This is a genomic window from Pseudomonas sp. GW821-FHT09C09 (genome assembly GCF_059418105.1).
The window spans coordinates 94,163-112,985 of the sequence record NZ_JBWKPF010000004.1 but is presented as its reverse complement, the minus strand read 5'-3'; the positions used below and the strand labels follow the sequence as shown (position 1 = coordinate 112,985).

The window sequence follows — 18,823 nt, the reverse complement described above, 5'->3', positions numbered from 1 at the left end:
TCCTCTTCAGCGCCCGAGATAGACTTCGATCACGCGCTCGTTGTCCTGCACCTGTTCCAGCGATCCTTCGGCCAGCACGCTGCCCTGATGCAACACGGTGACGTGGTCGGCAATCGAGCCGACGAAGCCCATGTCGTGTTCCACCACCATCAGCGAATGCTTGCCCGCCAGCGACTTGAACAGCTCGGCGGTGAACTCGGTTTCGGCGTCGGTCATGCCGGCCACCGGTTCGTCGAGCAGCAGCAATTGCGGGTCCTGCATCAGCAGCATGCCGATTTCCAGAAACTGTTTCTGCCCGTGGGACAGCAACCCCGCCGGGCGATTGACCGAGGTGGTCAGGCGAATGGTGTCGAGCACTTCGCTGATCCGGTCTTTCTGCTCGCCGCTCAACTTCGCCCGCAGACTGGCCCACACCGACTTGTCGGTTTTCTGCGCCAGCTCCAGGTTCTCGAACACGCTCAACGCTTCGAACACCGTCGGTTTCTGGAACTTGCGACCGATGCCGGCCTGGGCGATCTGCACTTCGCTCATCTGCGTCAGGTCGAGGGTTTCGCCGAACCACGCCTTGCCGTGGCTCGGCCGGGTCTTGCCGGTGATCACGTCCATCAGCGTGGTCTTGCCCGCGCCGTTGGGGCCGATGATGCAGCGCAGTTCGCCGACGCCGATGTACAGGTTCAGAGCGTTCAGCGCCCGGAAGCCGTCGAAGCTGACGCTGATGTCTTCCAGGGTCAGGATCGTGCCGTGACGGGTGTTCAGCCCAGGCTCCACACGCTGGCCGAGACCGAGGGCATCACGGCTGGTGCCGGCGTCCTTGTTCGGTTCCAGCGGCGGGAAGAAGGCCGGTTCCAGCATGAATTCAGCGCTCGCCGTGACTCTCATGATTCACCTCGTTTCTTCAGCAGACCGATCACGCCTTTGGGCAGGTACAACGTCACGACGATGAACAGCGCGCCGAGGAAGAACAGCCAATACTCGGGGAACGCCACGGTGAACCAGCTCTTCATGCCGTTGACCACGCCGGCGCCGAGCAGCGGGCCGATCAGCGTGCCGCGTCCGCCAAGGGCCACCCACACGGCGGCTTCGATCGAGTTGGTCGGCGACATTTCACTCGGGTTGATGATCCCAACTTGCGGCACGTACAGCGCACCGGCCAGACCACACAACACCGCGCTCAACACCCAGACGAACAGCTTGAAGCCGCGCGGGTCGTAGCCGCAGAACATGAGGCGATTCTCCGCATCGCGCAGGGCAGTCAGCACCCGGCCGAACTTGCTGCGGGCCAGGCGCCAGCCGATGAGCAGGCTCGCCACCAGCAACAGCACCGTCGCCAGAAACAGCACCGCACGAGTGCCGGGTTCGGTGATGCCGAAACCGAGGATCGTGCGGAAATTGGTGAAGCCGTTGTTGCCGCCAAAGCCGGTCTCGTTGCGGAAAAACAGCAGCATCCCGGCGAACGTCAGGGCCTGGGTCATGATCGAGAAATACACGCCCTTGATCCGCGAACGGAAGGCGAAGAAACCGAACACCAGCGCCAGCAATCCGGGCGCCAGCACCACAAGGCACATCGCCCATAGGAAGTTGCCGGTGCCGCTCCAGTACCACGGCAACTCGGTCCACGACAGGAAGGTCATGAACGCCGGCAAGCCGTCACCGGCGGCCTGACGCATCAGGTACATGCCCATCGCGTAACCGCCGAGGGCGAAGAACAGACCGTGGCCCAGCGACAACAGACCTGCGTAACCCCAGACCAGATCCAGCGCCAGGGCGACGATGGCGTAGCAGAGAATCTTGCCGACCAGCGTCAGGGTGTAGGCCGAGACGTGCAGCGCACTGTCCGAGGGCAACAGCGACAGCAGCGGCAGGGCGATCAGTAGCGCTAGGACCACCGCGCCGATGACGAGGGTGACTTTGGGGCCGGCCTTTTGTGTGGCCGTGACTAGCAGAGGCTGATTCATCAGTCGATCACCCGTCCTTTCAGTGCGAAGAGGCCTTGCGGACGTTTCTGGATGAACAGAATGATCAGCGCGAGGATCAGGATCTTGCCGAGCACCGCACCGATTTGCGGTTCAAGAATCTTGTTGGCGATGCCCAGGCCGAACGCGGCGAACACGCTACCGGCCAGTTGCCCGACGCCGCCGAGCACCACCACCAGGAACGAGTCGATGATGTAGCTCTGGCCGAGGTCCGGGCCGACGTTGCCGATCTGGCTCAGGGCTACGCCACCGAGCCCGGCAATGCCCGAGCCGAGGCCGAAGGCGAGCATGTCGACGCGCCCGGTGGGCACGCCGCAGCAGGCGGCCATGTTGCGGTTCTGGGTGACGGCGCGCACGTTCAGGCCCAGACGAGTCTTGTTCAGCAGCAGCCAGGTCAGCACCACCACGAACAACGCAAAAGCGATGATCACGATGCGGTTGTACGGCAGCACCAGATTCGGCAACACCTGAATCCCGCCGGACAGCCACGCCGGGTTCGCCACTTCAACGTTCTGCGCACCGAACACCAGACGCACCAGTTGAATCAGCATCAGGCTGATGCCCCAGGTCGCGAGCAGGGTTTCCAGTGGGCGGCCGTAGAGGTGACGGATCACCGTGCGCTCCAGGGCCATGCCGATGGCGGCGGTGACGAAGAACGCCACCGGCAGCGCGATCAGCGGATAGAACTCGATGGCCTGCGGTGCGTAGCGCTGGAACATCAACTGCACGACGTAGGTCGAGTAGGCGCCGAGCATCAGCATCTCGCCGTGGGCCATGTTGATCACACCCAGCAGGCCGAAGGTGATCGCCAGACCGAGTGCCGCGAGTAGCAGAATCGAACCGAGGGACATGCCGCTGAAGGCCTGGCCGAGCAGTTCGCCGATCAGCAGTTTGCGTTTGACCTGGGCGAGGCTGGTTTCGGCGGCGGTGCGCACATTGGCATCGGTTTCGACGCCGGGTTCGAGCAGGCCTTCGAGGCGAGTGCGGGCCAGCGGGTCGCCGGTTTCACCGAGCAGACGCACGGCCGCGAGACGCACCGCCGGGTCCGTGTCGACCAGTTGCAGGTTGGCCAGCGCCAGGCTCAGGGCGGCATGGACGTTTTCATCTTGTTCGCCAGCCAGTTGCCGGTCGAGGAATTTCAGCTGCGCCGGTTTGGCGCTTTTCTGCAATTGCTGCGCGGCGGTCAGACGGGTTTTGGCGTCGGCGGCGAGCAATTGGTGGCTGGCCAGAGCGGTGTCGATCAGACCCCGCAGGCGGTTGTTCAGGCGCAGGGTTTTGGGTTGGCCGTCGATGGTCAGTTCGCCTTGTTGCAGGGCGTTGATCAGCTCGATGCGGGCCGGGTCGGGCTGCGCGGCCCAGGCTTCCAGCAGTTTTGCCTGTTGCACGGGGTTGGCGGCGACGAAGTCTTCGGCGTCGCTGGCGTGGGCGGCCATCGGCAGTAAAAATACGAGGGCCAGGATCAAGCGGTAAAGGGCAGTGGGCATGGAGAGTCGCCTTGCTCGGACTATTGTGGGAGCGAGCCTGCTCGCGATAGCGGTGGTTCAGTCACAGTGATGTTGAATGTGCTGCCGTCATCGCGAGCACGCTCGCTCCCACAGGGATTTGTACCCGCCTCAAGTATCGAGACGGGCATCCAATGGCTCAGTTGCTCTTGACCGCATACTCCGGCTTCTTGTCGTTACCCGGGATGAACGGGCTCCACGGCTGCGCACGGATCGGCCCTTCGGTCTGCCACACCACGTTGAACTGACCGTCGGCCTGGATCTCGCCGATCATCACCGGTTTGTGCAGGTGGTGATTGGTCTTGTCCATGGTCAGGGTGTAGCCGGACGGCGCGGCGAAGGTCTGGCCGCCGAGGGCTTCGCGGACCTTGTCGACGTCGGTGGATTTGGCTTTCTCCGCCGCCTGCGCCCACATGTGGATGCCGACGTAAGTGGCTTCCATCGGGTCGTTGGTCACGGCTTTGTCGGCGCCCGGCAGGTTGTGTTTCTTCGCGTAGGCTTTCCAGTCATCGACGAACTTCTTGTTCACCGGGTTCTCCACCGACTCGAAGTAGTTCCATGCCGCGAGGTTGCCCACCAGCGGTTTGGTGTCGATGCCGCGCAGTTCTTCTTCGCCCACCGAGAACGCCACCACCGGTACATCGGTTGCCTTCAGGCCCTGGTTGGCCAGCTCCTTGTAGAACGGCACGTTGGAGTCGCCATTCACGGTGGAGATCACCGCAGTCTTGCCGCCGGCCGAGAATTTTTTGATGTTGGCGACAATGGTTTGATAGTCGCTGTGACCGAACGGGGTGTAGACCTCTTCGATGTCTTTGTCCGCGACGCCTTTGGAATGCAGGAACGAACGCAGGATCTTGTTGGTGGTGCGCGGGTAGACGTAATCGGTGCCGAGCAGGAAGTAGCGCTTGGCGCCGCCGCCTTCTTCGCTCATCAGGTATTCAACCGCCGGGATCGCCTGCTGGTTCGGCGCGGCGCCGGTGTAGAACACGTTCGGCGACATTTCTTCGCCTTCATATTGCACCGGGTAGAACAGCAGACCGTTGAGTTCTTCAAACACCGGTAGCACCGATTTGCGCGACACCGAAGTCCAGCAGCCGAACACCACCGCGACCTTGTCCTGCGTCAGCAGTTGCCGGCCCTTCTCCGCGAACAGCGGCCAGTTCGACGCCGGGTCGACCACCACCGGTTCGAGCATCTTGCCGTTCACCCCGCCCTTGGCGTTGATCTCGTCGATGGTCATCAACGCCATGTCCTTGAGCGATGTTTCGGAGATCGCCATGGTGCCGGACAACGAATGCAGAATCCCGACCTTGATGGTCTCGGCGGCCTGTACCGTCCAGGTCATGCCCATCGCGGCAATGGATGCCGTGAGTGTGAAAGCCTTGATCAAACTGCGACGCTTCATTGTGCGATCTCCACGAACGTTAAAGTTTTTTATGGTTGGCAGATGCGAACGACTGAAGGGTGTTTTGCAAGGGCTGTGCCCGGTCGGGATCGGGCAGGGAAATGTCGGTTTAGAGCGGTTGCGCGCAGAACCGGCGCACCATGAAGGGACGTGTTGCAGGCAAGGGTGCAGCGGGGTGCGCCAGATTGGGGCGCGACCCCGTGGGTTCAGCGGCGGCGCATCAGGCCGATGAAAAACAGCCCGCCAAGCGCTGCGGTGGCGACGCCGATGGGCAGGTCCTCGGGAGCGATCAGCGTGCGGGCGGCGACATCGACCCACACCAGAAACACACTGCCGAGCAACACGCACACCGGCAGCAGGCGTCGATGTTCTGCACCGATCAGGCGCCGGGCAATGTGCGGCACCATTAACCCGACAAAACCGATGGAGCCGCTGATCGACACCAGCACTCCAGTCATCAGCGAGGCGATCACGAACACCCGCAGGCGCACCGACCGGGCATTCAGGCCAAGGGTGACCGCAGTCTGTTCGCCGGCCATCAAGGCGTTCAGCGGACGGGCCATGCCCAGCAGCAGAATCAGCCCGAGCAACACGCAGAGCGCCGGCACCGCCAACAACTCCCAGCGCGCCAGACCGAGGCCGCCGAGCATCCAGAACATCACCGCCGAACTCGCCCGGTGATCGCCCATGAACAGCAGCAGATTGGCGATCGCCATCATCACGAACGACACCGCCACGCCACATAGCAGCAGGCGATCACTGTCCAGTCGGCCGTGACGGTTGGCGATGCCCAGCACCAGAAACATGCTCAACAACGCGCCGATGAACGCGGCAATCGGCAAGGTCAGCAGACCGACGATTTCACCGACGTGCAGCACCACGATCACTGCACCGAGGGTCGCACCGGAAGTGACACCGAGCAGATGCGGATCGGCCAGCGGATTGCGCGTGACCGCTTGCAGCACCGCGCCGATCAACGCCAGTCCAGCCCCAACCAGCGCACCGAGCAACATGCGCGGCACGCGGATCAGCCAGACGATGTGCTCCTGGCCGGCGCTCCAGTCCGGCACGCCGAGGCCGAACAACTTGTGCAGCAGAATCCGCCACACAATGTCCACCGGCACCCGCGCTGGGCCGAAGCCCAGCGACACCACGCACGACACCAGCAGCACCGCGCCGAGGGCAATCAGCAGCCAGCCGTAACGACGATTGATCATTCGCCGTGGAACCCTTTGGCCAGAGTTTCAACCGCCAGCACGTTGTCGATCCCCGGCGTGGCCTGCACGTAAGGGATGACAATAAAGCGCTGGTTCTTGATCGCGTCCACCGACTGCAGGGACTTGTTCTTCAACAGGAATTCGATCTTCTGCTCGGCGGTGATTTCGCTGTAGTCGACGATGACGATCACCTGCGGGTTGCGCTCGACCACGGTTTCCCAGTTGACCCGGGTCCAGCTCGCATCGACGTCGTCGAGAATATTGCGCCCGCCGGCGGCGTCGATCAGCGCTTGCGGCATGCCGAGGCGGCCGGAAGTCATGGCGCGGTCCTCGCCGCTGTCGTACAGGAACACTCGCGGTTTTTCGGCGGGCAGGTCTTTGCGGATTTCCGCGACCTGGCTTTGCATGTCGGCGATCAACGCGTCGGCGCGGTCCTGCACGTCGAAGATCTTTCCGAGGTTGCGCAGGTCGTTGTAGGTGTCGTCCAGCGTGGCGGCCGGGCGCTTCATCACGAAGGCACAGGACTCGGTCAGTTCATAGACATTGATGCCCAGCGGTTGCAGGGTCTGCGGGGTAAGGTCGCCACCGACGCGCATGCCGTAATCCCAGCCAGCGAAGAAGAAATCGACGTTGGCGTTGAGCAACGTTTCCACCGACGGGTATTTGGCTGCCAGTTCCGGCAAACCGTCGAGCAGACTCTGCATTTCCGGGGTCACCGACTTCCAGCCACTGACGCCGCTGTAGCCGGCCATCTTCGACTTGAGGCCGAGGGCGAGCATCATCTGGGTCATGTTGATGTCGTGGCTGACCGCGTGTTTCGGTGCTTCATTGAAGGTCACTTCGCGGTTGCAGCTCTGGATCGTCAGCGGGTACTTCGTGGCCTCGGCGAAGGCGTGGGTGGTGCCCAGCAGCAGAGCAAGGCAAAGCAGGGAGCGCACAGTCATGGTCGGGTAATCCAGGTGATTCGCGGGTAGCCGTGGAGGGGGTGTGGATCGATCAATGCTTCGACGCCGAACACGTCGCGCAGCAATTCAACAGTGAGCACTTCTTGCGGTGTGCCGCTGGCGACGATTTGTCCGTGATTGATCACGTACAAGCGATCGCAGAATGCGGCGGCCAGGTTCAGGTCGTGGATGCTCGCCAACGTGCCGATCTGCAAACGCTTGACCAGTTGCAGCAGTTCCAGTTGATAACGCGGGTCGAGGTGGTTGGTCGGCTCGTCGAGGATCAGCAGTTGCGGTTGCTGGGTCAGGGCGCGGGCCAGGATCACCCGCTGTTTTTCACCGCCGGACAGTGTGGCGAACGCGTGATCTTCGAAGCCGTCGAGGCCTACTGACTTCAGTGCCTGAGTGGCGAGCTGGCGGTCTTCCAGCGTGTCGCCGTCGAACAGGCCCTTGTGCGGTGTGCGGCCCATGGCGACCACTTCTTCGACGGTCAGGCCGAAGGCGTCGGGGAACTCCTGCAGCACCACCGCGATGCGTTGCGCGCACCAGCGTGAGGATTGCTTCCAGACGTTGTGGTGCCCGAGTCTGACCTCACCGTGCTCCGGCTGACTGAAACGGTAGGCGCAGCGCAACAGGCTGGTCTTGCCGCTGCCATTGGGTCCGATCAGCCCGACGAACTCACCGGCGGCCACGTGCAACGAGGCGTCACGCAGCTGGAACTGGTGATGGCAGTGGCCGTGGCCTAGGGGTGTCCAGGCGAGATCGGTGAGGGACAGTGAGGTCATTTCGTTCCTGTTCTAGAAGGTGTAATCAGCCGTGACAAAGAACGAACGAGGCTCACCCAGAATCCACTGCTGGCCCTCATTGTATTGGCTTTGCGCATACGTCCGGTCAAACAGATTGTTCACCTGCAACCCCAGCGTCGTGTTGCGCAGGGCTTTCCACGACAGCGTCGCATCGACCACGGTGTAGCTCGGCAGCTCGTTACGGTTGGCCATGTCGGCGTAGCGCGCATCGACATAACGCACGCCGGCACCGGCCTTCAGGTCATCGGTCAGCGCCTTGCTCAGCCACAGGTTCGCCGTGCGACGTGGCACGTCCACCGGGCGATTGCCGTTGCGCGACACCGGTACGCCACCGACCACCTCTTCGAAATCGTCGTACTTGGCTTTGACGATGGCGGCGTTGGCTTGCAGTTGCCAGGCGTTCGGCAGTTGCAGATCGAGGCTGGCTTCCAGGCCGTTCGACGATTGCTGGCCGACCTGCTGCTTGAGCGTCGGGTTGCCCGGGTCGTCGGTCAGCAGCTTCTTCTTCACGATGCGATACGCCGCCAGGGTGAACTCGCCGCGCTGATCCCAGAACAGCTGCTTCATGCCGATCTCGGTTTGCCGGGCGGTGGACAAGTCGTATTGCTGCTGGCTCGGGCTCAGGGAAATCAGCCCGCCGATGCCATCGGTGCTGGTAGCGACCTGGCCGTAGAACGAAGTGTCCTGGGTCAGCGCGAACACCAGGCCGGCCTTCCAGTTGTTGCCGGTCAGGGTCTTGTCGCTCTGGCTGTCGTCGACCAGATTGGTGCGATCCACGTGCACGTAGTCGCGTCGCACACCGGTCACCAGCGACCAGCGCTCGCTCAGTTGCGTGCGGTTTTCGGCGAATACCGACATCTGCTTGGTGGTGCTGTCGAACTGGTCGCGGTACGGGTTGGCGCTCTCGAAATAGCCGGCCTGCGAGTGGTACAGGTCCAGCGGCTGGCCGCTCGGCAATACGTCATTGAACGGCGAGTTGCTGTCGAGCTGGAAGCGGATGCGGTTGTAATCAACGCCGGTCACGGTCTGGCTGTCGAGGCCGAACAGCGAGTGCTTGAAGGTGAAGGTCTGGCGGTCGCCGACCTGTTCCTGTTTGTGGCCGATGCCGAAGTAGCCGCCGCGACTGAGTTGTTGGCTGTCGGCGTCGAAGTTGTAGTTCTCGGCGTTCTGCCAGCGGCGCTGGGCCTTGAGGTAGTACAGCTCGTTGCTGGCGCTGACCGCATCGTTGAGCTGCCAATCCGTGGACAGGCGCGTCCATTGATCGTTGTAGTGCTGCTTGTCGTCGCGCACGTTGTAGTTCTTGTCGCGCAGGCTGTCCTTCAACTGGCCGTTGATCAGCGGCGTGCCGAAGTAGTTCTGCGGGCGCTGGTCGCCGTAATCGTGGGCGAGGGTGAAGGCCAGATTGTCGGTGGCCTGCCAGCGCAGGGTGGCACTGATGAAGTCGCTGGACGAATCACCGCGATCGATCCAGCCGTTGCTGCGCAGGCGATTGAGGTTGAGGCGGTAGCTCAGGGTGTCGGTCAGCGAACCGCCGCTGTCGAACGCCTGCTGCTGGCGGTCGAACGAGCCGTAGCCGACGCGCACGTGGTTTTCGATGTCGCCTTCGAACGGCTTTTTCGGGATCACGTTGACCACCGCGCCGGTCGCGCCTTCGCCGTACAGCACCGAGGCCGGACCGCGCAGCACGTCGACGCGCTCCACCGACCAGGTGTCGACCGGGAACGTCACGGTGCCCATGCCGGTGTACATGCGGTTGCCGTCATACAACTGCATCACCGAACTCTGCCCGGTAAATCCCCGGGCCTGCAACGAAGTGCCGCCATCGCCCGGCGTGCCGGTGCGGCTGATGCCGGTGCTGCGCGACACCGCGTCCTGCACGCTGCGATCACCACGGGCGCGGACCTGCTCGCCGCTGAGGCTTTCGACGCTGGCCGGAGTTTCCATGGCGCTGAGGTTCAGGCGCGAGCCGGCGCTGGTCGGCGTGGTCAGGCTGACGTTCTGGTCGTCATTGGCCAGGGCGGTGATGGTGCCGGTGGGCAACGTCAGCGGCGCGCTGTCGGCATGGGCGCTGTTGTTCAGGGCGAACAGACAGAGGCTGGACAAGAGGTACTTGTTCATCGGGGCGGTGGATCACTTCTTCAAATGAAAAGCCCGCAGGCTCATGACCATGCATGGCTGCGGGCAGAGCAGCAATTAGTGTTATACAGTAACACTAAAAATTGCCGGAGTTTAAGCCCCGGCAGTTTAAAGATCTGTCTAGGTCGCGCATCTCGCCTGTTTCATGATGAAGTTGAGGCAGATTCAGTTTGCCGGCCCAGACGCGACAACAGCAGCCGATCCAGCAACCACACCACCACCAGTGAAGCCCCCACCAGCGGAAACACCACCGCCAGCACCAGCATGATCGCCACCCCGGTTTTCCACTTCGGCAGATCGTGACGCAGCGGCGGCACGCCGAACTTGCCCTGCGGGCGACGCTTCCACCAGATCACCACGCCGCTGACGGCGCTGAGCAGGATCATCAGGCAGATCAGCAGCACGACGATCTGGTTGAAGGTGCCGAACATCTTGCCTTCGTGGAGCATCACGCCGATTTCCGTGGCCCGGGCCACGGCGCCGTAGTGCTCGAATCGCACGTCGGCCAACACTTTGCCGGTGTACTGATCGACATGCAGCGTGGCGTCGTTGCGCGGGTCGTCGGCGAATACGGCGATGGTGAACACGCCGGTGGCGGTGGTCGGAAGGGTGATGCTGTAGCCCGGCTCGACCTTGCGCTCGACGGCGATGTTCTGCACGTCCTGCAGGCTGATGATCGGCGCGGCGGGGCCGTGTTGCATGCCGCCGTGGGCCATGTGTTCGGCGTGGTCGCCGGACATCGGCATCGGCGTGTTTTCCATGGCCCACGGGACGGTCTGGCGGGCGGCGTTGTTGAGGCTGCCGGCCTCGACGTCGGAGGTCGGCACGTTATTCCACATCGCCGCCGGGAACACGTTCCACACCTGGGCGTACTGCTTGCCCCAGAATCCGGTCCAGGTCATGCCACTGAGCAGCATCACCAGCAGCAACGCCGCGCCCCAGAATCCGGTGACCGCGTGCAGGTCACGCCACAGCACACGACCGCGACTGTTCAACCGCGGCCACAAAATCCCCGCGGCCTGACCGCGCGGCCACCACAGGAAAACCCCGGACACCACCAGCACCACGCCCCAGCCGGCGGCCAGTTCGATCAGTCGGTCACCGACGGTGCCGATCATCAATTCGCCGTGGATCGCCCGGGCGAGTGCTTGCAGGTTCTGCTTGGCATCCTGCTCGCCGAGGATGTCGCCGTGGTACGGATCGACAAACACGTTCAGCTCATGGCCGGCATTCTTCACCACGAATTGCGCACTGCGCTCGACGTTCGCGGGTGGCAGGTACTGGGTGACCTGTCCCTGTGGATAAGCGCTTTTGACCTTTTGCAGCAGGTCATCGGCCGGCACGGTGTGATGCCCGGCCGGGACGTTCAGCAGGCTGCTGTACATCAGCGAATCGAGCTGCGGTTTGAACAGGTAAATGATGCCGGTCAGGGCCAGCATCACCATGAAAGGCGCGACGAACAATCCGGCATAGAAATGCCAACGCCAGGCCAGGTTGTAGAAATTCGGTTTGGGCTGTTTCATCACGAGTGCTCCGCTTGGCTTGGATCTTCTAGTTGTCTGTTGTCACTCGCTCCCTCAAGGGGAGCGAGTGCCCTTGAGGGTTAGAAACTCATGTCCACCTTGGTCCAGAGCGTGCGCCCCGGCTCATTGATGGCTTGCGGGTCGTTGGCCGGGTAGCCGAACCCGGCGTTGCCCGCCAGGTTGAGGTGTTCGGCGTAAGCCTTGCCGAACAGGTTGTCGACGCCGGTACTGACCTTCCAGTTCTTGTTGATCCGGTAGGCACCGTTGAGCGAGAACACGCCGAAGCCCGAACTCTTGTCGTAATCCTTGCCGACCACGTTGCCCTTGTTCTGGTCGATCCGGTTTTGCGCGGCAACCACTCTCCACAGTGCGCCTGCGCTCCAGTTGTCTTCGCTGTAGGTCAGGCCGAAACGTGCATCCAGCGGCGGCATCTGCGGCAGGGCCTTGCCGTCGCTGCTGTTCTTGCCCCAGGCGTAGGCCAGGGTCGCATCGGCTTTCCAGTTGTCGGTGAGCTTGTAGGCGGCACCAAGTTCACCGCCCATGATCCGCGCGTCGATGTTCTCGGCGCGAGAGGTGCTCATGCCCATCATCGTCGGGGTGTAGTCGAACAGGATGTAGTCGCGCACCACGCCGATGTAGCCCGAGGCCCAGGCTTCGAGGTCGGCGTCCTTGTAGTTCACGCCGAAGTCGAGTTGGGTGGTCTTTTCCGGTTTGATCGAATCGAACGCATTGACCGAACCCGCCGGGCCGGACTTGGGCGAAAACAGCTCCCAGTAATCCGGGAATCGTTGTGAGTGACCGAGGCCGGCGTAGAGCGTGGTCGGACTGTCGGCCAGGTCATGCTCGTAACGCACGAAGCCGCTTGGCAGGGTGTCGGCGCGGGTATCGCCGGCGGTCGGATTCGGCCGGGACATCATTCCCGATCCGGTGGTCTGCCGGAAATCCCTGGCCGAGGCGCGGTCGACCCGGGCACCAGTGATCAGCCGGTCGCGGTCGGCGGCGTACCAGGTCATTTCGCTGAACACGCCGTAGTTATGGAAATCGGCGTCCTTGGTGTACGGCTGATCCTTGTAAGTATCGATGCCCATGCCGCTGCGCTGACGGTGTTCGTTGGTCTGCGCATCGAGGCCGGTGATCAGCTGGATATCGGCCCAGCGCCAGGTAGCCTTGATCCGCGCGCCGAGGGTGCGACGGTCGACGTTGGACGCCATGGGACCTGCCATCATCCCGGTGCCGGACGGCGTGCGCAGGGTGTAGTTGTCCATCACGTGGTCGGCGTAGTTGTAGTAGACCTGGGCTTCGAGCTTCTCCAGCACGTCGGTGATGTTGGATTTCTCGAAACGCAAGCCGAGGCTTTCGCGCAAGAACTGCGAGCCGTCCATGCCGCGTCCGGCGTAGCGCGCCTCGCCGTCACCCTTGCCGGCGGTGAGTTCGATCAGGGTGTCGGCATCCGGGGTCCAGCCCAGCGCCACGTCGCCATTCCACTTGTCGTAGCGCGAGGCAACGGTGTCGTTGTTGCCGTCGCGGTAGTCGTCGGAATGTGCGGTGTTGCCGATCACCCGCACGTAGCCCAGCGGGCCGCCGGCCGCCGCATCGACTACTTTGTCGAAGCGTCCGTTGGAACCGGCCAGCACGCTGGCATTCACGCGGGTGCCGAGTTCGCCGAAGCTTTCCGGTTCGCGGTCGAACAGGACTGTGCCGGCCGAGGCGCCCGGTCCGTAGAGCACGGTTTGCGGGCCTTTGATCACGGTGAGTTTGTCGTAGGTCTCGGGCGAGATGTATGAGGTCGGCGCGTCCATCCGGCCGGGGCAGGCGCCGAGCATCATGCTGCCGTTGGTGAGGATGTTCAGGCGCGAACCGAACATGCCGCGCAGTACCGGATCACCGTTGGTGCCGCCGTTGCGCACCAGGGCGAAGCCGGGAATGGTCTTCAGGTAGTCGCCGCCATCGCTGGCCGGCACCGGTTGGCGCGGGTCTTTCGGGTTGGTGACGATGGTCAGCGGCGAACTCGGGGCGATGGCGGTGATCACCGTCGGGCTCAGTTCTTCAGCGTGGCCGGCATGTTCATCGGCGTGGACCAGCGGGGACAGCAGGACGCCGCAAAGGACGGCGGTAGCGTGCCTGAAACGGATGCGCGATTCGTTCAGGGCGAAGGACGCCGGGGCAGAACCCGAGCGTGGGACAGCAGAAAACCTGGACATGACAATTTCCATCAAACAGTCGTAAACGACACGGCCGGCAGCCTGAAGCTGTCTTCTCAACCGTGTGCAATCAGAGGTGGGTGTTTACGCTGCGACGGGCGGGGCGCGGGTGCGGGCGCCGGGGAAGAAGGTCTGCCGGGCATGGCCCAGACGCGGGGAGGGCGGGGTGAAGGTATTGATGTGGGCGATGCTGAACGTGGCAAAAGTGCCGCCACCGGTCAGCGCCGGGCAGTTGAACAGCAGGCTGCAATAGCCGCACTTTTCCCACAGCACATGGTGCGAGGATTGCGGCGGGCAGTGTTCGGCCGAGGGTTTCGCTTCATGCGCGGAATGATCCATGCCCGCCATGGCCATCGACATGTCCATGGGCATGGAAGGCGAGGCGTGCTGATCCATCGGCATCGACTGAGAAATCAGCGGGCCGATGAAGATCATCAACATGGCGAACAGGGCGATCCAGCTGCCGCGTGTCAGGTGTTCGGTCTGACGGCGTTGCATGGATGCCCTGGCGCTGCGCGGGCGCACGGGCGGAGTCTGCCGGAACGGTTATTGGGCGTGCGCGTGTTCCGGCATGTCCTGCGGTGGTTTCTTCTGCACGGCGACTTCGACGGTCACGTCACCGGCCTTCTCGAAGTGCATCGTCAGCGGGAAGCGCTTGCCGTCGGTCAGCAGGCTGCGGTCGGTCGGATTCATCAACATCACGTGATAGGCCATCGGCGCGAAAGTCACGTTTCCACCGGCCGGGATCGCCACGTTCGGCACCTGTTGCATCTTCATCAGATCACCCTGCATCACGTGTTCGTGCAGTTCGGCTTTCGGAGCGATGGGCGAGTCGACGCTGAGCAGGCGGTCAGCGGTTTTGCCACCGTTGTGAATGATGAAATACGCGGCAACCGTCGGCGCATTCGGCGGCAGTTCCTGCGACCACGGGTGGGCGATTTCCAGCTCGCCGGCCTTGTATTCGTGGGCATGGGCGAAGCACGCAGGCAGCAACAGCGCAGCGATGACGATGAATTTGTTCAACATGGCAGTTCTCCAGAACGATTTGAAACGCAGGTCAAATGCGGGAACAAATCAAACCAGAGGAGAGGCGCGGGGATTGAGGCTCGGCCATTGCTGGCGCGGTGTCGGGGTTTGCAGCAAGGCGGGCGCCACACTGCGATTGCTTTCGTATCGGGCGAAGTACAGCTGCGGTGAATGCCCCGGCAACGCCACCACGGGCGCCGATCCGGAACAGCACCAGCAATGCTGCATGGTCGAATGATTGTCACCGTTTTGCGGCGCTTTCTGATCGAGGCTGCCGATGTCGATCGCCACCATCTTCGTGCCGCTGCCGGTGCAGAAACTGCTCCACAGCAACTGCTCGGCCGGCGTCTGCGCCGCTTGCGCCATCGCTCCCGTCAACGGCATGGCGAGCATGTTGAACAGCACTGCGAAGCAGGCGATCCAGGCAAATGCAAGCCGGTGTCGGTTCATGGGACAGGTCCGTTGGGTGGGCGATCAGGCGCGGCTATTTAGCCTGATCAGGGCCGATAAGTAAAAAAGCGTCGTGCGGTTTGGTGTCGCAGCGCTACATGCAATTGCGCGAGTAGCATGCTTGCCAGTTGCGTCTCGCCGTTATGAAAGAGTGTAGCGGCTTCGATTCGCAATGCCTGTGCGAAATCCGGATCGGATTGAATTCTCAATCGGATGGTCTGCTTATAGTCTCGGAGCGCCACGCGGTTGAATCGCCCATCGCCTGAGTCCAGTTCCGAACATGCCTTGACGTAGTGCACCAGTTCAGCAGGCGTGTGGAGAAAGTCCTTGATGTCGAAGCGGGTGAATTTTCCGGTCATTGGAACGTGCTCACAAATCCGATGAAACGCTAAACGTAAGCCTGGGCAGCTCACACAGATAGTCAGCGAATCTTTAAATTCTTGTGGGCAGTGTCCTAGCACTCAGTAGGACTTGAGCTTTTTGTTTTTCACGGTCGGACTTCGGCCGTTAGGGCAGCGATGGCTTCATCAATCGTCGAAAACTCCCGATCAACCTCCGCCAACACCGGCCGCTTCAACACCATCACCGGCACCCCGAGCGCCCGCGCCACTTCCAGTTTCGGCTCGGTCGCGGTGCTGCCGCTGTTCTTGCTGATCAGCACGTCGATCTGCCGGCGTTCGAACAGCATCCGTTCATCCTCCAGCAGAAACGGCCCACGGGCACCGATGACTTCGCAGCGTTCGTTGCCGGGGTAGACGTCGAGGGCGCGCAGGGTCCAGAACTGGTGCACGGGGATTTCGTCGAGATGTTGCAGCGGTTCGCGGCCAAGGGTGAACAGCGGGCGGCGGAAGGGGGCGAGGGCCGTGATCAGTTCGGCCCAGTCGGCAACTTCGCGCCAGTCATCGCCCGGTTGTGGTTGCCACGCAGGACGACGCAGGGCCCAGCAGGGGATGCCGGTGAGTTGTGCAGCGGTGGCGGCGTTCTGGCTGATTTGTGCGGCGTAGGGATGGGTCGCGTCTAGCAGGAGTGTGATGCCTTCGTCGCGAATGAACTGCGCCAGCCCTTCGGCACCGCCGTAACCGCCGACGCGCACCTGGCACGTAAGATCGGTCGGCACCCGGCCCACTCCAGCCAGGCTGTAAATGTGTTCCGGCCCCAAAGTGCGCGCGATGGCCAACGCTTCAGTCACGCCACCCAGCAACAGAATCCGTTTCATGCAAAAGCCCCCGCATGGCCGACGATGCCGCCCTGACGATCAATCGCAAACACCTCGACCTGCACCTGCGCCGGCACCACGCTGCGGGCGAATTCCAGTGCATGACGGCAAACTTCATCACCCAGCGCAACACCCGCCGCACTGGCCATCGCCAACGCCTGCTGGCTGGTGTTCGCCCCGCGAATGGCTTGCTGCAACGCATCGTCGGCACCAATCGCTGCCGCCCATTCGGCCAGTTGCGGCAGGTCGATGCTCGAATGGCGCGAGTGCAAATCCATGTGCCCGGCGGCCAGTTTGCTGATCTTGCCGAAGCCGCCGCACAGGCTGAGTTTATCCACAGGCACCTTGCGCAGATGTTTGAGCACCGCGCCGACGAAGTCGCCCATTTCGATCAGGGCGATTTCCGGCAGGTCGTAGACCCGGCGCATGGTGTCTTCGCTGGCGTTGCCGGTGCAGGCGGCGATGTGCAGGTAGCCGTTGGTTTTCGCCACGTCGATGCCTTGATGGATCGAGGCGATATACGCCGCGCAGGAAAACGGCCGGACGATGCCGCTGGTGCCGAGGATCGACAGCCCGCCGAGAATCCCCAGGCGCGGGTTCATGGTTTTCAATGCCAGAGCTTCGCCGCCCTCGACATTAACCGTCACCTCGAAGCCGCCGCGATAGCCGGTTTCCTCGGCGAGCAATGTCAGGTGATCGCTGATCATCTTGCGCGGCACCGGATTGATCGCCGGTTCGCCGACGCCCAGCACCAGCCCCGGTCGGGTCACGGTGCCGACGCCTTTGCCGGCGATGAAGCGGATGCCCAGCTCGGCCATCAGCTGCACGCGGGAGTAGAGCAGGGCGCCGTGCGTCACGTCCGGGTCATCGCCCGCATCTTTTATCGTTCCCGCTTCGGCGCCGTCATCGGTCAGCCGACAGAACTCCAGACGCATCTGCACCTGTTTGCCCTTTGGCAACACAATCTGCACGGCGTCAGCCACCACTCCGCCGAGCAACAGGCGGGCAGCGGCGAGGCTGGTGGCCGTGGCGCAGCTGCCGGTGGTCAGGCCGCTGCGCAGGGGCGCGGGTTGTTCGGCGGTTTCGTCACGCATCGAGGGGTTTGACCAGATCGAGCAGGGTGATCGGCAAGGCCTGGCGCCAGGTATCGAACTCGCCCAGTGGTTGTGCCTGGGCAATGTGGATGCGGGTCAGTTCGCCGCCGTGGCGTTCGCGCCAGCTCATCAAGGTCATTTCGCTTTGCAGGGTTACGGCGTTGGCCACCAGTCGGCCGCCGGGTTTGAGTTGTTCCCAGCAGGTTTCCAGCACGCCTTCACGGGTCACTCCGCCGCCGATGAAAATCGCGTCCGGACGTTCCAGCCCGGCGAGGGCCTGGGGTGCGCTGCCGCGAACCAGTTGCAGGCCGGGAACACCCAGCGTGTCACGGTTGTGTTCGATCAACTGTTGTCGACCGTCGTCAGCCTCGATGGCCAGGGCGCGACAGCTCGGGTGAGCGCGCATCCATTCGATGCCGATCGAACCGCTGCCGGCGCCGACGTCCCACAGCAGTTCGCCCGGCGTCGGCGCGAGGCGGGCAAGGGTGATGGCGCGCACGTCGCGTTTGGTCAATTGCCCGTCATGTTTGAAGGCCGAGTCCGGCAGGCCGGCCAGGCGCGACAGGCGTGGTGTCTGCGGATCGGCGAGGCACTCGATGGCGATCACGTTGAGATCGGCAATGACCGGATCGTTCCAGTCGTTGGCGGTGCCGTCGATCCGGCGTTCGGCGCTGCCGCCCAGATGCTCCAGAACGCTCAGGCGACTGGCACCGAATCCACGCTCACGCAGTAACGTGGCAACAGCCGCCGGGCTTTGACTGTCATTGCTCAGCAGCAACAGGCGCAGGCCGCTGGACAACTGACCATTGAGGGCCACCAGCGGTCGGGCCACCAGCGAAAGAATGCTGATCTCCTGTAACGGCCAGCCCAGTCGGGCCGCCGCCAGAGAACATGAGGACGGCGCCGGCAGCACCAGCATTTCGGTGCCTGGAACCTGCCGCGCGAGGCTCGCGCCGACGCCGTAGAACATCGGATCACCACTGGCCAGCACACACACCGCTTCGCCACGCCGTTCGAGAACCGGGGCCAGGGAAAACGGGCTCGGCCACAACAGGCGCTCGCCACGGATGCACACTGGCAACAGATCCAGCTGACGCTGACCGCCGATGATCCGCGAGGCGCCTATCAGGGCGCGCCGGGCATTCTTGCCCAGGCCCTTGAAGCCGTCTTCACCGATTCCTACTACTGTCAGCCAGGGTGACATCTGTAGCCCCTCAAAAAAGTGTCCGCAAACGCGCCGTTCCGACGGGCAGACTTTTCATGCCGTCGGACAAAGCAGGCATAATACCGCGCCTTCGCCCGCGAAGCGCCTTTCCCACAGAGCTGCCAG

17 protein-coding genes are annotated in these 18,823 nt (G+C 62.9%); all 17 read right to left on the bottom strand.

The annotated features are described in order from the left end of the window. Nucleotides 1-6: 6 nt before the first annotated feature. Nucleotides 7-879 carry an urea ABC transporter ATP-binding protein UrtD gene (gene urtD / locus AC07NR_RS14065; protein ID WP_248738488.1) on the bottom strand — a complete coding sequence of 291 codons (873 nt, stop codon included), beginning with the start codon at nucleotides 877-879 and terminating at the stop codon, nucleotides 7-9. After that, nucleotides 876-1,955, bottom strand: coding sequence for an urea ABC transporter permease subunit UrtC (gene urtC, locus AC07NR_RS14060; RefSeq protein WP_248738487.1), 1,080 nt, complete (start codon nucleotides 1,953-1,955; stop codon nucleotides 876-878). Before urtC ends, urtD begins: the two co-directional genes overlap by 4 nt. Next, entirely contained in the window at nucleotides 1,955-3,457 is a 1,503-nt protein-coding gene (gene urtB, locus AC07NR_RS14055; RefSeq protein ID WP_248738486.1) for an urea ABC transporter permease subunit UrtB, read from the bottom strand. The genes urtC and urtB overlap by 1 nt, the downstream gene beginning before the upstream one ends. Nucleotides 3,458-3,614: 157 nt before the next feature. Further along, nucleotides 3,615-4,880 (bottom strand): urea ABC transporter substrate-binding protein, encoded by a 1,266-nt coding sequence (gene urtA, locus AC07NR_RS14050; RefSeq protein ID WP_085711205.1) that lies wholly within the window; start codon nucleotides 4,878-4,880, stop codon nucleotides 3,615-3,617. 206 nt (nucleotides 4,881-5,086) lie between these two features. Further along, a complete protein-coding gene (locus AC07NR_RS14045; RefSeq protein ID WP_495078796.1) occupies nucleotides 5,087-6,097 on the bottom strand; it encodes a FecCD family ABC transporter permease in 1,011 nt (336 codons plus the stop codon). Further along, on the bottom strand, nucleotides 6,094-7,041 hold the full coding sequence (locus tag AC07NR_RS14040; protein ID WP_495078795.1) for an ABC transporter substrate-binding protein: 948 nt from the start codon (nucleotides 7,039-7,041) through the stop codon (nucleotides 6,094-6,096). Before AC07NR_RS14040 ends, AC07NR_RS14045 begins: the two co-directional genes overlap by 4 nt. Then, on the bottom strand, nucleotides 7,038-7,826 hold the full coding sequence (locus AC07NR_RS14035; protein ID WP_495078794.1) for an ABC transporter ATP-binding protein: 789 nt from the start codon (nucleotides 7,824-7,826) through the stop codon (nucleotides 7,038-7,040). Before AC07NR_RS14035 ends, AC07NR_RS14040 begins: the two co-directional genes overlap by 4 nt. Nucleotides 7,827-7,838: 12 nt before the next feature. Then, nucleotides 7,839-9,965 (bottom strand): TonB-dependent receptor, encoded by a 2,127-nt coding sequence (locus tag AC07NR_RS14030; RefSeq protein ID WP_495078793.1) that lies wholly within the window; start codon nucleotides 9,963-9,965, stop codon nucleotides 7,839-7,841. A gap of 161 nt (nucleotides 9,966-10,126) precedes the next feature. After that, nucleotides 10,127-11,506 (bottom strand): PepSY-associated TM helix domain-containing protein, encoded by a 1,380-nt coding sequence (locus AC07NR_RS14025; RefSeq protein WP_495078792.1) that lies wholly within the window; start codon nucleotides 11,504-11,506, stop codon nucleotides 10,127-10,129. An 80-nt stretch (nucleotides 11,507-11,586) separates the two neighbouring features. Continuing rightward, nucleotides 11,587-13,707, bottom strand: a complete 2,121-nt coding sequence (locus tag AC07NR_RS14020; RefSeq protein ID WP_248738479.1) for a TonB-dependent copper receptor — start codon at nucleotides 13,705-13,707, stop codon at nucleotides 11,587-11,589. An 84-nt stretch (nucleotides 13,708-13,791) separates the two neighbouring features. Continuing rightward, nucleotides 13,792-14,232, bottom strand: a complete 441-nt coding sequence (locus tag AC07NR_RS14015) for a DUF2946 domain-containing protein (RefSeq protein ID WP_248738478.1) — start codon at nucleotides 14,230-14,232, stop codon at nucleotides 13,792-13,794. 21 nt (nucleotides 14,233-14,253) lie between these two features. Next, nucleotides 14,254-14,733 carry a copper chaperone PCu(A)C gene (locus AC07NR_RS14010; RefSeq protein WP_248738477.1) on the bottom strand — a complete coding sequence of 160 codons (480 nt, stop codon included), beginning with the start codon at nucleotides 14,731-14,733 and terminating at the stop codon, nucleotides 14,254-14,256. 48 nt (nucleotides 14,734-14,781) lie between these two features. Further along, nucleotides 14,782-15,183, bottom strand: a complete 402-nt coding sequence (locus tag AC07NR_RS14005) for a DUF2946 domain-containing protein (protein ID WP_262159158.1) — start codon at nucleotides 15,181-15,183, stop codon at nucleotides 14,782-14,784. A 47-nt stretch (nucleotides 15,184-15,230) separates the two neighbouring features. Further along, nucleotides 15,231-15,542: a hypothetical protein gene (locus AC07NR_RS14000; RefSeq protein WP_134825329.1), complete on the bottom strand. Its 312-nt coding sequence runs from the start codon at nucleotides 15,540-15,542 to the stop codon at nucleotides 15,231-15,233. A gap of 128 nt (nucleotides 15,543-15,670) precedes the next feature. Then, nucleotides 15,671-16,399: a cobalt-precorrin-6A reductase gene (locus AC07NR_RS13995; RefSeq protein ID WP_495078791.1), complete on the bottom strand. Its 729-nt coding sequence runs from the start codon at nucleotides 16,397-16,399 to the stop codon at nucleotides 15,671-15,673. Next, nucleotides 16,396-17,493, bottom strand: a complete 1,098-nt coding sequence (locus tag AC07NR_RS13990) for a cobalt-precorrin-5B (C(1))-methyltransferase (protein ID WP_495078790.1) — start codon at nucleotides 17,491-17,493, stop codon at nucleotides 16,396-16,398. The genes AC07NR_RS13995 and AC07NR_RS13990 overlap by 4 nt, the downstream gene beginning before the upstream one ends. After that, the gene (gene cbiE / locus AC07NR_RS13985; protein ID WP_423204814.1) at nucleotides 17,486-18,697 is read right to left on the bottom strand and encodes a precorrin-6y C5,15-methyltransferase (decarboxylating) subunit CbiE; all 1,212 of its coding nucleotides are present in this window, start codon (nucleotides 18,695-18,697) and stop codon (nucleotides 17,486-17,488) included. Before cbiE ends, AC07NR_RS13990 begins: the two co-directional genes overlap by 8 nt. Between the last annotated feature and the right edge of the window lie 126 nt (nucleotides 18,698-18,823).

Bases quoted from the DNA above. Each gene is read 5' to 3' on its own strand.
- urtD (WP_248738488.1), bottom strand. From the start codon at position 879: ATGAGAGTCACGGCGAGCGCTGAATTCATGCTGGAACCGGCCTTCTTC.
- AC07NR_RS14000 (WP_134825329.1), bottom strand. From the start codon at position 15,542: ATGACCGGAAAATTCACCCGCTTCGACATCAAGGACTTTCTCCACACG.
- AC07NR_RS14020 (WP_248738479.1), bottom strand. From the start codon at position 13,707: ATGTCCAGGTTTTCTGCTGTCCCACGCTCGGGTTCTGCCCCGGCGTCC.
- urtB (WP_248738486.1), bottom strand. From the start codon at position 3,457: ATGCCCACTGCCCTTTACCGCTTGATCCTGGCCCTCGTATTTTTACTG.
- AC07NR_RS14040 (WP_495078795.1), bottom strand. From the start codon at position 7,041: ATGACTGTGCGCTCCCTGCTTTGCCTTGCTCTGCTGCTGGGCACCACC.
- AC07NR_RS14005 (WP_262159158.1), bottom strand. From the start codon at position 15,183: ATGAACCGACACCGGCTTGCATTTGCCTGGATCGCCTGCTTCGCAGTG.
- AC07NR_RS14030 (WP_495078793.1), bottom strand. From the start codon at position 9,965: ATGAACAAGTACCTCTTGTCCAGCCTCTGTCTGTTCGCCCTGAACAAC.
- AC07NR_RS14010 (WP_248738477.1), bottom strand. From the start codon at position 14,733: ATGTTGAACAAATTCATCGTCATCGCTGCGCTGTTGCTGCCTGCGTGC.
- AC07NR_RS14035 (WP_495078794.1), bottom strand. From the start codon at position 7,826: ATGACCTCACTGTCCCTCACCGATCTCGCCTGGACACCCCTAGGCCAC.
- urtA (WP_085711205.1), bottom strand. From the start codon at position 4,880: ATGAAGCGTCGCAGTTTGATCAAGGCTTTCACACTCACGGCATCCATT.
- AC07NR_RS13995 (WP_495078791.1), bottom strand. From the start codon at position 16,399: ATGAAACGGATTCTGTTGCTGGGTGGCGTGACTGAAGCGTTGGCCATC.
- AC07NR_RS14025 (WP_495078792.1), bottom strand. From the start codon at position 11,506: ATGAAACAGCCCAAACCGAATTTCTACAACCTGGCCTGGCGTTGGCAT.
- urtC (WP_248738487.1), bottom strand. From the start codon at position 1,955: ATGAATCAGCCTCTGCTAGTCACGGCCACACAAAAGGCCGGCCCCAAA.
- AC07NR_RS13990 (WP_495078790.1), bottom strand. From the start codon at position 17,493: ATGCGTGACGAAACCGCCGAACAACCCGCGCCCCTGCGCAGCGGCCTG.
- cbiE (WP_423204814.1), bottom strand. From the start codon at position 18,697: ATGTCACCCTGGCTGACAGTAGTAGGAATCGGTGAAGACGGCTTCAAG.
- AC07NR_RS14045 (WP_495078796.1), bottom strand. From the start codon at position 6,097: ATGATCAATCGTCGTTACGGCTGGCTGCTGATTGCCCTCGGCGCGGTG.